This window comes from Nonomuraea rhodomycinica (assembly GCF_013363995.1).
GTDB classification, from domain to species: Bacteria; Actinomycetota; Actinomycetes; order Streptosporangiales; family Streptosporangiaceae; genus Nonomuraea; species Nonomuraea rhodomycinica.
The window spans coordinates 207290-219989 of the sequence record NZ_JABWGO010000001.1; the positions used below are offsets into that span (position 1 = coordinate 207290).

Below are 12700 nucleotides of genomic sequence, written 5' to 3' on the forward strand. Positions count from 1 at the left end.
GGACCGCTAGGAGCCCGGCCCCCGGACGGACTGCCAGACCCGCTCGGGCAGCAGCCTGGCGGCTTCGTCGAGGTCGATGCCGGGCACACCGGCCAGCCAGCGGCGTACGGTCTCCGCGACCGGCCCGATCACCAGCATCTCGATGAGCGCGGGCGGCAGGTCCTGGATGCGGCCCGCCGCGACGTGCGGGGCGAACCACGCGGCGATGGCCTCCATCCGCTCCGCCTTGCCGGCCCGCATCCGCTCGGCGTGCGGAAGGACGTGCCCCGCGTGCGGCGACACCAGCAGGAAGTGCGCCCGCGCCCGGTGCTCGGCGGCCCAGCGCAGGTAGCCGACGACCATGGCGCGGATGCCGGTGCGGGCGGTGCGCGTCGCGCGCAGGGCCGCGACGAGGTGGTCGAGCAGGTCGGCCATGCAGCGGCTCCACACCTCCGCGGCCAGGATGTCGAAGCTGCCGAAGTGGTGGTAGAGGCTGCCCACGCTCACGCCGCTGGCCTCGACGACGGCGGTCAGCGTGAAGCGCTGGGGGCCGCCCTCGGCGTAGACCGCCATCGCGGCCTCCACCAGTTGCTCGACGGTCTCCCGGCCGCGCGCCTGCTTCGCTGACTTCACGCCACCTCTTTACCGGGGACGGCGGCCGATTGACAACCAGAGCGCTGATCTAAAAAACTCTTCTAGAAAAATTCTCTAGATAGGGTACGGCCCGCCGCCCGGGGGGCGGGTCCGCCGAGGAGGGCTGCGATGTCCGGACGAGACCGCGAGACGCACGACGACCAGCCCCCAGGACGCCTCCTGGCACCGCCCCGACGCGTCGGGGCACCGTCCGGACACGTCGCGCCGCCTCCCTGGCCCGTACCGCCGTCTCGCGGACGCGTCGCACCGCCTCTCGGACGCGTCGCGGCGCCTCCCGGACGTCACGCGCCACCTCGGGGACGTTACGTGCCGCCGTCCGAATGCATGGCGGCGCCTCTCGGACGCGTCGCGCCACCTCGGGGACGTTACGCACCGCCGTCCGAAGGCGCCGCGCCACCTCCCGGACGCGACGCGCCACCGTCCGCATGCGTCGCGGTGCCTCTTGGGCGGGTCGCGGCGCCGGCCGCCGGTGGGGTCCCGGGATCGCGCCGCGGGTGGTGGGCGAGACCGGTGACGCCCTGCCGGCCGTGCCGCTCCATGCCGGGGGCCGCGGCCGGGCAGAGGAGCCGGTGACCGCCGTGATCCATGCTCTGCGCGCGGGCGACTCGCCCGAAGTGGGCCCGTACCGGCTGGTGGGGCGGCTGGGCGGCGGCGGGATGGGAGAGGTGTTCCTGGGCCGCTCGCGCGGCGGGCTCCCGGTCGCGGTCAAGGTGGTGCGCCCGGACCTGGCCGGGGACGCGGAGTTCCGGCGCCGCTTCGCCCAGGAGGTGGAGGCGGCGCGCAAGGTCGGCGGCTTCTACACCGCCCAGGTGATCGACGCCGACACCTCCGCCGCGCGGCCGTGGCTGGCCACCGCCTACATCCCCGGACCGTCCCTGGAGGAGGCGGTGAGCCGCCACGGCCCGCTGCCGGTCGCGTCGGTCGCCGTCCTGGGGGCGGGTCTGGCCGAGGGGCTCGCCGCCGTCCACGCCTGCGGGCTCGTGCACCGCGACCTCAAGCCGGGCAACGTGATCCTGGCCGAGGGCGGTCCCCGCCTCATCGACTTCGGCATCGTCCGGGCCCTGGACCGCGTCAGCCAGACCCATTCGCGCATGGTGGTGGGCACTCCGGCGTTCATGTCGCCCGAGCAGGCCCGCGGCCACGCGGTCGGGCCGCCGTCCGACGTGTTCGCGCTCGGCAGCGTGCTGGCCTACGCCGCGACCGGGCGCAGCCCCTTCGGCACCGGCCACGGCGAGGCGCTCGGCTTCCGGATCGTGCACGAGCAGCCCGACCTGTCCGGGATCCCGGACGACCTCGCCGGCCTGATCACCGCCTGCCTGGACAAGGAGCCGGCCGGGCGCCCCGGGGTGTCCGCCGTCATCGACCGGCTCGCCGGACCCGCCGCGGACGCGCCGTGGTGGCTTCCCCTGGACGTCACGAGGATGATCACCGAACGGGAGACGGCCATCCTCACCCCGCCCCCGGCCACGTCGCGCACGCCGACGGAACCGCGGGCCCCGGCCCGGAGGAGGAGGCCGCCGTGGCAGGCCACCGGCGCCGCGCTGGTGACGCTGTCCCTGCTCGCCCTCGCCGTCGGCGGCCTGGGCGACGGGTTCGACTCCGTGCTCAGGGCGGTCGACGGCACGCCGTTCGAGGAGGTCTTCGACGAGTCGCCGGGGCTGCGGGACGAAGGCGTCACGGTGGTCGTCGTGCTGACCGTCCTCACGCTCCTGAGCTGCTGCTGCGTCCTTGGAGCGCTGACCGCCAAGGTGACCGGACGGGCCGTCGCCCCCGTGGCCCGGGTCATCGGCAGCACCCTGCGCACCACCGTGGTCACCGCAGCCTGCCTCGCGGGGCTGGCCGCGCCGCCCTTCGCCTGGACCGGGCTGACCAGCCTGCTGGGCGAGTGGATGTCGCCGATGACCGCGCTGTGGGTCGCGCTGGCCGCCGTCGCCGTCGCCCTGGTCATCGCGCTCGGCTGGAACGCCGAGGCTTCGAAGGCCGGCGAGGCCGAGACCGTCGAAGCAGGCGGCGCGAGGCGGTGAGGGCGGGCGACGCGAGGCGGTGAGGGCGGGCGACGCCGCGGCCGGACAGCGCCGGTCAGTCCGGCCGCGGCTTCTGCCCGACCTGGTCGACGACGCCCACGGCGGTGCGGGTGAAGATGTTCCAGACGGCTCCCTTCTCGATGCTCCACTCCAGCCGCGGGGGTTGAGGCGTGCTCGTCCCGTCCTCACCGGTGTACGCCTCGACGCCGGGCCGCGGGGACATCTCGTCGTGGTCGGCCACCGCCGTCTCACGCCGCTGCCGGTAGGCGTACGTCGCCGGGTCCAGCAGGATCTCCACCTCGCGCCAGCCGTCGGCGACGCGGGAGACCGACAGCGCCGGGCGGCCCTCGGCGTCGGTGGCGGACTCGTCCACCGTCACACCGGGGACCTTGGCCAGTGCCCGGTAGATCGCGGCCTCCTGCGCCGGAGGGACGATGCTCTGTTCGAGCGTCACGGCGAACCGCTCGAAGAGGTAGGCGTCGTCGATCGGCTTGCCGCCTCCGTGGATCTCACGGAACCTGGCCAGGAGCGCGTCGGGGTCCGTGGGCAGGGCCGTCAGGAGGGCGTAGGTGTTCTCCGGCGTCCGCACACCGGGGTCGCTGGTCGTCAGCTTGCCGTTCACCATGTAGCCGATCCGCCTGCCGTCGGCGCGCGTCCAGATGTCATCGACGTCGGTTCTCAGCGGCGTGCTCGGGGTGAACCGCGCGCCGGGCTGCATGCCCTTGAAGAAGTGGCCCTGCCTGCGGATCTCGGTGTAGATCCACTGGTCGTCGCGGGGTGGCGTGAAGTTCTTCTCCTGCACGGCCGCGGCGATCCTCGTCAGCACCACCTGGGCGTTGGCCGGGGGCAGGCTCCGCTCCCCGCCGGCCACGGTCTGGACCACGGTCGCCCCCGTGGCGATCACCACCGTGGCGGCGGCCAGCGCCAGCGCCCGCACCGCCCACCGGCGCCTCCCGCGGGGCGGCCCGGCGGCCCGGGCCAGCAGGGCGGCCCGGGCCGCGGCCCGGACGTCGGCAGCCGGCGGCGCCGGCCGCTCCCAGCACTCGCGCAGCGTCTCGATGTCGTTCATCACGCGTCCTCTCCGAGAGCGGCCTGGATCTTCTTGCGGGCCCGGTGCAGCCGGGAACGCGCCGTGCCCGCCGGGATGCCGAGCGCGTTGCCCGCCTGCTCCGAGGTGAGCTCGGCCCAGGCGACGAGGAGCAGCACGTCCCGGTCGCCGTCGGCGATCTCGGCCAGTGCCGCGGCGAGCCTGCCTGTGCGGGCCCCCGCGTCGACCGCTCCCGCGACCCGCTCGGCGTGGTCCTCCGCCGGGTCGTCCGCGCCCGCCCTGGCCAGCGCCCGGTACTGGCGTACCTCGGCGCGGCGGTGGCGGGCGATGAGATTGGACGCTATGCCGTACAGCCAGGGCCGCGCGTCGGGGTGCGACACGTCGTAGCCGGTGCGCTTGTCGAAGGCGATCAGGAACGTCTCCGCGGCCACGTCGTCGGCCAGGCCGCCGCCGAGCCTGCGCGCGGCGTAGGCGTGGATGCCGGCGTAGTGGCGGTCGAAGATGGCGGCGAAGCGCTCGGGGTCGTGCCAGGACTGCTCGATGATCACGACGTCCGCGTCCTGCGCCGGCAGCGCACGCGGCATCGCGGTCACCTCTTGATCCTCTGGTTCATGACCTCCTTTCGCCGAACCCGGGGCGGGTGTTCGCGGGGAGCTCCTCGCCCCGGGGCTCAGAGCGCCGCGGCGGCGCGGTCGGCGACCGGCCGGCGGCGCAGGGAGGCGTCGGTCAGCACCCGCGGCCGCCACGCCCCGTCGGCCTGGTAGAGGTCCGCGCCCGGCGGCACGATCGCGTCGATCCGGTCCAGCGTCTCGTCGTCCAGCGTCAGCGACGCTCCCTTGAGCAGCGACTCCAGCTGGTCCATGGTCCGCGGCCCGATGATCACCGAGGTGACGCCCGGATGCGCCACCGGGAACGCCACGGCCAGTTCCGGCAGCGAGCAGCCGATGCTCTCGGCCACGGCCGCCAGCTCCTCGACGGCGTCGTACTTGGCCGCGTTGCCCGGCAGCGCCGGGTCGAAGCGGGCGGGCGCGAGCGCGGCCCGGCCCGTGGACAGGTCCGCCGCGCGGCCCTTGCGGTACTTGCCCGTCAGGAAGCCCGACGCCAGCGGGCTCCAGGTCAGCACGCCCATGCCGTACCTCTGGCAGAGCGGCAGCACCGCCGTCTCGACCCCGCGGCGCAGCAGCGAGTACGGCGGCTGCTCGGTGCGGAAGCGCATGAGGCCGCGCCGCTCGGCGACGTGCCGCGCCTCCACGATCTCCTCGACCGGGAACGTCGAGCAGCCGAACGCGCGGATCTTGCCCTCGCGCACGAGGTCGGTCAGCGCCCACAGCGTCTCCTCCAGGTCGGTCCGCTCGTCGAAGCGGTGCACCTGGTACAGGTCGATCCAGTCGGTGCCCAGGCGGCGCAGGCTGGCCTCGACCTCCCGGACGATCCAGCGGCGCGAGGCGCCCCCGCGGTTGGGGCCCTCACCCATCGGGAAGTACACCTTGCTGGCCAGCACCACGTCGTCGCGGCGGCCCTTCAGCGCCTTGCCGACGATCTCCTCCGACTCGCCCGCCGAGTACATGTCGGCGGTGTCGACGAAGTTGACGCCGCGGTCGAGCGCGGTGCGCACAATGCGGACGCACTCGTCGTGGTCGGGGTTGCCGACGGCGCCGAACATCATGGTGCCGAGGCAGTGGACGCTCACCTCGATGCCGGTGCCGCCGAGGACGCGATAACGCATGCACGTGCTCCTTGTACGCAGAAGGGGGGATCCCGGCCCGGTCCCGACGCGGCCGGACGCGTCGCACGCTAGCCCCTAGAGGCGGCTCTAGGTCAACCTCCGCCGATCACTATGCTGGCCCGCATGCCGGATTCCGAAGCCTCCGGGCTCACGATCGGCCAGGTCTCCGAGCGGACCGGGCTGAGCGTCCACGCGCTGCGCTTCTACGAGCGGGAGGGCATCCTCGCCCATCCGGTGCGTCGGGCGGCGGGCGGGCGGCGCGTGTACGCCGAGCGGGACGTGGAGTGGCTGTCCGTGTGCGTCGTCCTGCGCGCCTCCGGCATGCCGCTGCCGGACATCCGCGCCTACACCGACCTCGTGCGCCAGGGGCCGGGCAACGAGGAGCAGCGCCTCGTGCTGATGCGCCGGCACCAGGAGCGGGTGCTCGAACAGATGGCGCGCCTCAGCGAGAGCTACGACCTGATCAGCTACAAGGTGCGGCTGTACGAGGACGTGGTGGAGCAGGCCGGCGAGGCGCACGCGTGCTGACGGCCGCGTGGCGCACGAGCCGCGAGTCCGCCGCCTGGGGAACGGCGGGTCAGCCGCACTCGGGCATGAGGGCGGCCGTCTGCTCCGGCGTCAGGGGCGGGGCGGGCAGCGGACCGGTCCGCGCGGCCGAGGAGGCGCGCAGGCCGTCGAGCGTCAGCGCGAGGTGGCGGCGCCAGGCCCCGGGCGCGACGCGGAACGTCGCCCGTACCGTCGCGGCGATGCCCCAGGTCACGAACGCCATGTCCTCCAGCGTGACGTCCGCGCGGAGTTGCCCGGACGCGTGGGCGCGAGCGACGATGCGCCGCATCAGGCTGTAGCCCCCGGCGGATTCGCCCGCGGCGGCGCCGCGGACGGCGACGTCGTTGTAGCCGAGGTCGGCCGCCTGCAGCTCGCACACGCCGGTCAGGAACGCGACGAACCCCTCCCAGGCGTCGTCGGCGGCCAGCGCCTCCTCGGCGAGCCGGGCCACCACGGCCGTCCGGTCCTCGAACACCGCGTCGACCAGCGCCTGCCGGGTGGGGAAGCGGTTGTAGAGGGTGCCGATGCTGACGCCTGCCGTGCGGGCGATCTCCTCCAGCGGCACGTCGAGCCCCCGGTCGGCGAACAGCGACCTGGCCGCCCGCAGGAGGCGCTCGCGGTTGTGCACGGCGTCCTTGCGCATGGACCCGATCCTAACGAAGGTGAGGCGCCTCTCAGGTTGCGCCCGGCGGCCGGTGCGGAGCCCTGGACGGGCGGTGCGGAGCCCCGGCGGGCGTGAGGGCCGGCCCCGGCGGGCGGGAAGGTCAGCGCCGGCCGTACTTCTTGTGGACGGCCTGCTTGCTGACGCCGATCGCGTCGGCGATCTGCGCCCAGGGCAGCCCGGCCACCCTCGCCCTGCGCACCTGCACCGCCTCCATGCGCTCGATCTCGTGGCGCAGCGCCGTGGTGGCCTGCAGCGCCACCAGCGGGTCGTCGTCCTGCGCCTGCCGCATGAGGGAAGCCAGGTCGTTCGTCATGCCCCAACCGTAGAGGAACCCGCCGGGAAACCTCTCATCCGTCAGCCGTACATCTTGGCCAGCTCGGCGACCGCCTCGCTCATCAGCTCGCGCAGCTCCGGCGGCCCCACCACCTCGACGAGCGCGCCCATGCGCAGCAGCAGCCAGCGGGCGTGCCGCAGCGACTCGACGGGGACGGTCATGGTGCGCCAGCCGTCGGCGTCGGCCGGGCCGGCCTCCTCCATCGCGGCGGCCACGACGTCGCTTCCCAGCGTGTACGAGAACAGGCCGTCGGCGCCGGGGGCCAGCCTGACGACGGCCTCGGCGGTGTACATGCGCTCGCGGAACTCCTTGGCGTAGGCGTGCCAGAACTCCGTCAGGTCGAACCCCTCGGGCCGCTCGAACCGGCCGGGAAGCGTCTCCAGCGTCAGGATCCGCGCGACGCGGTAGGTGCGCGGCGTCCCGCCGGGCGGTGCGGCGATCAGGTACCAGGAGCCGCCCTTCAGGACCAGCCCGTAGGGGTGGACCATCCGCTCGACCTCCTGGTTGCCCCAGCGCCGGTAGGTCATCCGGATCGGCCGCAGGTCCCACACGGCCTCGGCCACGGCGCTCAGGTGGGGGGCCTCGTCCGGGCCGCGGTACCAGCCCGGCACGTCGAGCAGGAAGCGCTCGCGCATGCGGGAGGCGTACGAGCGGGGCTCGGGCGGGAGGGCGGCGAGCAGCTTCAGCTCGGCGGTGGCGGCCACGTCGGCCAGGCCCAGCTCGGCGGCCGGGCCGGGCAGGCCGGCGAGGAACAGCGAGGACGCCTCCTCGGCGGTCAGGCCGTTCAGGCGGGTGCGGTAGCCGTCGAGGAGCTGGTAACCGCCGGCCGGGCCGCGGTCGGCGTAGACGGGCACGCCGGCGGCGGACAGCGCCTCCACGTCGCGGTAGACGGTGCGGACGGACACCTCCAGCTCCTCGGCCAGCTCGGGGGCGGTCATGCGCCCGCGCGTCTGCAGGAGCAGCAGGAGGGACAGGAGGCGGCTGGCGCGCATGCCGCCAGTCTAGGGACGGGCGGCGCCACGTGCGGGTCCCCGCGAGCGTCAGCTGAACTGCTGCCAGCCGAGCCGGATCACCATGGCCACGACGACGACCAGCAGCACGATCCGCACGAACCCGGTGCCGCGCCGCATCGCCATCCGCGCCCCGACCTGCGCGCCGGCGATGTTGCACACCGCCATGCCGAGCCCGAGCCCCCACAGCAGGTGTCCCTGCCAGGCGAAGACGAACAGCGCGCCCAGGTTCGTCCCGGTGTTGATGATCTTCGCGGACGCCGACGCGGAGATGAAGTCGAGGCCGAGGATCGTGGTGAACGCGATGATGAGGAACGTCCCGGTGCCGGGGCCCATGATGCCGTCGTAGAAGGCGATGCCGACGCCGGCGACCGTCACGGCGGCCGCGATCCGGCCGCGGGTCCGCAGGTGGGGCCGCGGCACGGAGCCGAGCGCCGGCCGTAACGTCACGAAGGCGGCCACGCTCAGCAGCACGGCCATCACGACCGGCCGCAGCACCTCGGCGGAGATGGCGGCGGCGGCCGAGGCGCCGAGGCCGGCGCTGAGCACGGCGAGCCCGGCGCCGGGCAGCGCCACCTGGCGGTCCAGCTTGGTGGTACGGGCGTAGGCCACGGCGGCGGACGCCGTCCCGAACACGGACGACAGCTTGTTGGTGGCCATGGCCTGGACGGGCGGCACCCCGGCCACCATCAGCGCCGGGAGCTGGAGCAGCCCGCCGCCGCCCACGACGGCGTCGACCCACCCCGCGCCGGCCGCGGCCACCAGCAACACGAGCACCTGTTCCAGTGGCACGCCACTCCCCTGACCGACGACTCGACCCAGATCAACCCAGACGAGGGTATACGTCGGCTTTTATCCGCTTCTGCCCTCCCCCAGGCGCGGACACGGAGGACGCGAACGGCATGAAGCCCGGCGCGCGGCGCCAGGAAGGCGACGGCCGCGCACCGGGCCCGGGCGAGCTCTCAGCCCTCGGCCATCTCCTTGGCCTCGCGGCCGTGGACGATGAGCGCGTACAGCACGACCATGTCCACCGCGATGACGACGAGCGACCACCAGGGGTTGACGGCGATCCAGATGAGCTGCGTGATCGCGTTGAGCATGACGAGGACGACCGCGACGACGCGCGCCCACGTCTGCCCGACCATCAGGGCGACGCCGACCACGAACAGCAGGATGCCCAGCAGCAGGTGCACCCATCCCCAGCCCGTGAGGTTGAACAGGAACAGCCGCCGGGCCGTCTCGACGTAGAAGTCGCCGCTGAAGATGGCGTACAGGCCGGAGATCACGTTGAACAGGCCCGACATGATGATCATGATGGCCGCGAACCACACCCAGCCCACCCAGCCGGTGACGTGGTGCCGCGCTTGATAGGTCATGGCGAATCCCCCCGAAAGACTGCCTTAAGCCACACTCCATCAGCGACAGCGTGGAGTGCGTTATATACCGACAGTACTGATATAGGGGCGCATGAGGCTCTTGCTGCGGTAAATGTTGTGGCTGCGGCTCTTGGTGCCAGGTGGACCGCCGCGCGGGCCGGTCAGGCGTCCTGCTCGTTCAGGGGGGCGGTGAGGGCGTGGTCGACCGTGGCGTGGATGCGCAGCACGTCGGCCGTGCCGGTGATCTCCAGGAGGCGGGCCGGCGCGGGCCGCATCCCGGCCAGGTGCAGGCTGCCCCCGGCATCGCGGAGGAGGGCGTCGGCCGTGATGAGCACGCGCAGGCCGGGGCTGGCCATGAACGGCATCTCGCTCAGGTCCAGCACCAGCCGCTCCCCCGCGCCGGGGCACGCGTCACGGATGAAGTCCTCGAGCTGGTCGGCGGTCACGGCGTCCACCTCGCCGCCGACGACGATCACGCTCGCGCCGGGCAGCCGCCGCGTGGTGAGGGTCAGCATGGTCATCGGGGTCCTCGCGCTCTGCCGGTCGTCTACAGGGTCTGGTGGAGCATGGCCAGCAGGCGGCGCAGCTGGGCGGGCACCCCGCTCACCGTGGCCGCGCCCTCGCGGACGAGCCCGAGCAGCACGCGTACACCGGAGACGTCGACGAACGACAGCCGCGCCGCGTCGATCACGAGGCTCCCGCCGAACCCGGCGGCCTCGCGCAGGACGCGCGCCAGGGCGGGACTGTTGGTGCGATCGACCTCGCCGACGAGCGCCACCGACGGCGCGCCGGGGCGCTCGGCCGAGGTGACGCGCAGGAGCTCGTCGGCGTACAGGACCCGATCGCCTGCCGGGGTCTCGCCCCGCAAGCGCGAGGCGTCGTCCTTGAGCACGTCGTCACCTCCCTTGCCGGTCGCCCTTCTCACGGGAGATCGCCGACCTTCACGGCGCTTCTTGTAGCCCCCAAGGGTAAGCGTGTATGAGAATACAGGAAAGATTTTTCGCTATAAAATCTTGTGCGACATCCAGCCGGGCCCCGTCTCCGCCCGGGCCTACGGAGTGAGTTTCATGGGCAACAGCACCGGCGGCCAGTCCCGCTGGACCTTTCTCACCAATCACGCGCGCGTGCTGGTGGAGATCGCCCGCAATCCCGAGGTGCGTGTGCGCGAGATCGCCGCGACGATCGGGATCACCGAGCGGTCGGCGCAGGGCATCGTCACGGACCTGCGGGAGGCGGGCTATCTCAACCCCGTCCGCGTGGGCCGGCGCAACCACTACAGCATCAACGCCGACCGGCGCTTCCGGCACCACACGGAGGCCGACATGCCGGTGCGGGTGCTGATCGACATGTTCACCGACCGCGACGACCCGGGCACTCCCGGCTGAGCACGCGGACGGGCCCGCCCGCACGGAGGGGGGACCGTGCGGGCGGGCCCGAGGCCGGAGACGTTCAGGCGGCGGTGGTGAAGCGGACCGGCATGTGCTTGACGCCGTTGATGAAGTCGGAGCGCATCCGCCGGACCGGCCCGGCGTGCTCGGCCGCCGGGAAGCGGCGCAGCAGCTCCCTGATCATGCAGGTGATCTGCAGCCGCGCCAGGTTGGCGCCCAGGCAGAAGTGCGGGCCGCCGCCGCCGAACGTCACGTGGTCGTTGGGGTCACGCCGGATGTCGAAGGTGTACGGGTCGGGGAAGACGGTCTCGTCCCGGTTGGCCGACATGTAGAACGTCACCACCTTCTCCCCCTCGGCGATGCGCTGCCCGTGCAGCTCGGTGTCGCGCGTCGCGGTGCGCCGGAAGTTGTGGATGGACGACCCCCAGCGCAGGAACTCCTCGGTGGCGGTGTGCCAGAGCTTGTCGTCGCCCAGGCCGGCCGACAGCTCGCGGTAGCTGTCCGGGTGGTCGATGAGGGCGTTCATGGCGTGGGCGATGAGGTTGCGGGTCGTCTCGTTGCCCGCGACGCAGAGGATCACGAAGAACGCGTCGATCTCCTCGCGGGTCAGCCGGTCGCCGTCGATCTCCGCCTCGACCAGGCTGGTGAGGATGTCGTCGCGCGGGTGCTTGCGCCGCTGCTCGACCAGGCCGTCGCAGTACTGGAAGATCTCCGCGGCGGCGATCTCGCCGTCCTCGGGGGTCGTGCGGAAGTCGGGATCCTGGAAGCCGACCATGCGGTTGGACCACTCGAAGATCATCGCGTGGTCCTCCTCGGGAACGCCGATGAGGTCGCAGATCATCTGCAGCGGGAGGTACTCGGCGACGTCCGTGACGAACTCGACCTCGCCGCCCTTGTCGAGGACGCCGTCGGCGATGCGCTCGGCCCGGCGCCGCACCTGGTCCTTGAGCCGGGCGATCGTCCGCGGGGTGAAGCCGGCGCTGACCAGGCGGCGGTAGCGGGTCTGTTTGGGCGGGTCCATGTTGAGCAGCATGAGGCTGGCGACCTCGATGAACTCCGGGGTCTGGTCGCGCAGGAACGCGGTGCCGACCTCGGTGGACCACGTGCGGGTGTCCCGGCTGATCGCCTTGACGTCGTGGTAGCGGGTCACGGCCCAGAAGCCGGTGTCGCCGGGGATGTCGTGCCAGTAGACGGGGGCGTTGCGGCGGAGGTAGGCGAACTGCTCGTGCGGTACTGCTTGCTCCCAGGCGTCCTCTAACAGGTTGATCCGCATGGGTGCTCCCCTTTCGGCGCGAGTCGGGAGAGGTCGTGGTCGTGCGGTGGGCCGTCCGGGAGGCCGAGCAGGTCGCGCAGGCCCTCGACGACGGCCCGGGTCTCGACCGCCGGCGGGTCGAGACGGTGCTGCACCGCGCAGCCGATCAGCACCCCGAGCACGGCCGTGGCCGTCCGCTCGGGCGGGCGCCGCAGGGGCACCCCCGCCGCGTCGGCCCAGTCGGCCAGCCCTTCGGCCAGCCGGGCGCGGATGCCGGCGTACCTGCGGGCGAGGGGCTCGCCGATCTCGGGATCGCGCGCGCCGTGCAGCCACAGCTCCATCTCCAGCAGGAGCCAGGACGCACCACGATCACCGTCGTCGCGGGTGAGCACCTCGAACAGGGCCGCCAGCCGCTCGTCGAGCACGGTGACGTCCTCGAACCCGGCGAGCAGCTCGGCGGCGGTCTGGTCCTTCCACACCTCCAGCAGGGCCAGCAGCAGTCCCTCCTTGCCGCCGAAGTGGTTGTAGAGGGCGCCGGTGGTGCGCCCGGCCGCCCCGGCCACGGCCTCGGCGGAGACGGCGTGGAAGCCCTTGCGGGCGAACAGGTCGGCCGCGGCGTCGATCAGCCGGGCGCGGGTCTCGGCCCGCCGCTGGTCCTGGGTACGGGCCACGGCCGCCTCCCGGCTGCATATCGGGTTC

Annotated in this window: 16 protein-coding genes; 3 read left to right on the plus strand and 13 right to left on the minus strand. The window is 73.2% G+C overall.

Going from position 1 to position 12700, the window contains the following annotated elements:
* Positions 1 to 6: 6 nt before the first annotated feature.
* A complete protein-coding gene (locus HT134_RS01035) occupies positions 7 to 612 on the minus strand; it encodes a TetR/AcrR family transcriptional regulator (protein WP_312887909.1) in 606 nt (201 codons plus the stop codon).
* A gap of 590 nt (positions 613 to 1202) precedes the next feature.
* On the opposite strand from HT134_RS01035, the gene HT134_RS01040 reads away from it, so the two are divergent.
* Entirely contained in the window at positions 1203 to 2657 is a 1455-nt protein-coding gene (locus HT134_RS01040) for a serine/threonine-protein kinase (protein WP_217707128.1), read from the plus strand.
* A 55-nt stretch (positions 2658 to 2712) separates the two neighbouring features.
* Here HT134_RS01040 and HT134_RS01045 read toward each other — a convergent pair whose 3' ends face one another.
* From HT134_RS01045 to HT134_RS01055, 3 genes are all read right to left on the minus strand, one after another.
* The gene (locus tag HT134_RS01045) at positions 2713 to 3726 is read right to left on the minus strand and encodes a CU044_5270 family protein (protein WP_175598355.1); all 1014 of its coding nucleotides are present in this window, start codon (positions 3724 to 3726) and stop codon (positions 2713 to 2715) included.
* Positions 3726 to 4289 carry an RNA polymerase sigma factor gene (locus HT134_RS01050; protein ID WP_175598356.1) on the minus strand — a complete coding sequence of 188 codons (564 nt, stop codon included), beginning with the start codon at positions 4287 to 4289 and terminating at the stop codon, positions 3726 to 3728. The genes HT134_RS01045 and HT134_RS01050 overlap by 1 nt, the downstream gene beginning before the upstream one ends.
* An 86-nt stretch (positions 4290 to 4375) precedes the next feature.
* Positions 4376 to 5431, minus strand: a complete 1056-nt coding sequence (locus HT134_RS01055; RefSeq protein ID WP_175598357.1) for an aldo/keto reductase — start codon at positions 5429 to 5431, stop codon at positions 4376 to 4378.
* 123 nt (positions 5432 to 5554) lie between these two features.
* Here HT134_RS01055 and HT134_RS01060 point away from each other — a divergent pair, with 123 nt between their 5' ends.
* On the plus strand, positions 5555 to 5959 hold the full coding sequence (locus tag HT134_RS01060) for a MerR family transcriptional regulator (protein WP_175598358.1): 405 nt from the start codon (positions 5555 to 5557) through the stop codon (positions 5957 to 5959).
* Between the two features lie 49 nt (positions 5960 to 6008).
* Here HT134_RS01060 and HT134_RS01065 read toward each other — a convergent pair whose 3' ends face one another.
* The 7 genes from HT134_RS01065 to HT134_RS01095 form a co-directional block, all read right to left on the minus strand.
* Positions 6009 to 6620, minus strand: a complete 612-nt coding sequence (locus HT134_RS01065) for a TetR/AcrR family transcriptional regulator (RefSeq protein WP_175598359.1) — start codon at positions 6618 to 6620, stop codon at positions 6009 to 6011.
* A gap of 121 nt (positions 6621 to 6741) precedes the next feature.
* Entirely contained in the window at positions 6742 to 6954 is a 213-nt protein-coding gene (locus HT134_RS01070; protein WP_175590484.1) for a hypothetical protein, read from the minus strand.
* Between the two features lie 41 nt (positions 6955 to 6995).
* Positions 6996 to 7967 carry a helix-turn-helix transcriptional regulator gene (locus HT134_RS01075; protein ID WP_175598360.1) on the minus strand — a complete coding sequence of 324 codons (972 nt, stop codon included), beginning with the start codon at positions 7965 to 7967 and terminating at the stop codon, positions 6996 to 6998.
* Between the two features lie 48 nt (positions 7968 to 8015).
* Positions 8016 to 8777, minus strand: coding sequence for a TSUP family transporter (locus HT134_RS01080; protein ID WP_175598361.1), 762 nt, complete (start codon positions 8775 to 8777; stop codon positions 8016 to 8018).
* Positions 8778 to 8947: 170 nt separating this feature from the next.
* Positions 8948 to 9361 carry a DUF7144 family membrane protein gene (locus HT134_RS01085; RefSeq protein WP_175598362.1) on the minus strand — a complete coding sequence of 138 codons (414 nt, stop codon included), beginning with the start codon at positions 9359 to 9361 and terminating at the stop codon, positions 8948 to 8950.
* A 161-nt stretch (positions 9362 to 9522) separates the two neighbouring features.
* On the minus strand, positions 9523 to 9882 hold the full coding sequence (locus tag HT134_RS01090; protein ID WP_175598363.1) for an STAS domain-containing protein: 360 nt from the start codon (positions 9880 to 9882) through the stop codon (positions 9523 to 9525).
* A gap of 26 nt (positions 9883 to 9908) precedes the next feature.
* Positions 9909 to 10286 (minus strand): STAS domain-containing protein, encoded by a 378-nt coding sequence (locus tag HT134_RS01095; protein WP_175598364.1) that lies wholly within the window; start codon positions 10284 to 10286, stop codon positions 9909 to 9911.
* Between the two features lie 142 nt (positions 10287 to 10428).
* Here HT134_RS01095 and HT134_RS01100 point away from each other — a divergent pair, with 142 nt between their 5' ends.
* Positions 10429 to 10746: a helix-turn-helix transcriptional regulator gene (locus HT134_RS01100; RefSeq protein ID WP_175598365.1), complete on the plus strand. Its 318-nt coding sequence runs from the start codon at positions 10429 to 10431 to the stop codon at positions 10744 to 10746.
* A 64-nt stretch (positions 10747 to 10810) separates the two neighbouring features.
* On the opposite strand, the gene HT134_RS01105 is transcribed toward HT134_RS01100, so the two are convergent.
* Together HT134_RS01105 and HT134_RS01110 are read right to left on the minus strand one after the other, a co-directional pair.
* Positions 10811 to 12022, minus strand: coding sequence for a cytochrome P450 (locus HT134_RS01105; protein WP_175598366.1), 1212 nt, complete (start codon positions 12020 to 12022; stop codon positions 10811 to 10813).
* Positions 12004 to 12672, minus strand: coding sequence for a TetR/AcrR family transcriptional regulator (locus HT134_RS01110; RefSeq protein WP_175598367.1), 669 nt, complete (start codon positions 12670 to 12672; stop codon positions 12004 to 12006). The genes HT134_RS01105 and HT134_RS01110 overlap by 19 nt, the downstream gene beginning before the upstream one ends.
* Positions 12673 to 12700: the final 28 nt, after the last annotated feature.

Excerpts from the sequence above, each read along its gene's own strand:
- HT134_RS01085 (WP_175598362.1), bottom strand. The coding sequence starts at position 9,361 with ATGACCTATCAAGCGCGGCACCACGTCACCGGCTGGGTGGGCTGGGTG.
- HT134_RS01090 (WP_175598363.1), bottom strand. The coding sequence starts at position 9,882 with ATGACCATGCTGACCCTCACCACGCGGCGGCTGCCCGGCGCGAGCGTG.
- HT134_RS01065 (WP_175598359.1), bottom strand. The coding sequence starts at position 6,620 with ATGCGCAAGGACGCCGTGCACAACCGCGAGCGCCTCCTGCGGGCGGCC.
- HT134_RS01105 (WP_175598366.1), bottom strand. The coding sequence starts at position 12,022 with ATGCGGATCAACCTGTTAGAGGACGCCTGGGAGCAAGCAGTACCGCAC.
- HT134_RS01050 (WP_175598356.1), bottom strand. The coding sequence starts at position 4,289 with ATGCCGCGTGCGCTGCCGGCGCAGGACGCGGACGTCGTGATCATCGAG.
- HT134_RS01100 (WP_175598365.1), top strand. The coding sequence starts at position 10,429 with ATGGGCAACAGCACCGGCGGCCAGTCCCGCTGGACCTTTCTCACCAAT.
- HT134_RS01070 (WP_175590484.1), bottom strand. The coding sequence starts at position 6,954 with ATGACGAACGACCTGGCTTCCCTCATGCGGCAGGCGCAGGACGACGAC.
- HT134_RS01075 (WP_175598360.1), bottom strand. The coding sequence starts at position 7,967 with ATGCGCGCCAGCCGCCTCCTGTCCCTCCTGCTGCTCCTGCAGACGCGC.
- HT134_RS01045 (WP_175598355.1), bottom strand. The coding sequence starts at position 3,726 with ATGAACGACATCGAGACGCTGCGCGAGTGCTGGGAGCGGCCGGCGCCG.
- HT134_RS01060 (WP_175598358.1), top strand. The coding sequence starts at position 5,555 with ATGCCGGATTCCGAAGCCTCCGGGCTCACGATCGGCCAGGTCTCCGAG.
- HT134_RS01055 (WP_175598357.1), bottom strand. The coding sequence starts at position 5,431 with ATGCGTTATCGCGTCCTCGGCGGCACCGGCATCGAGGTGAGCGTCCAC.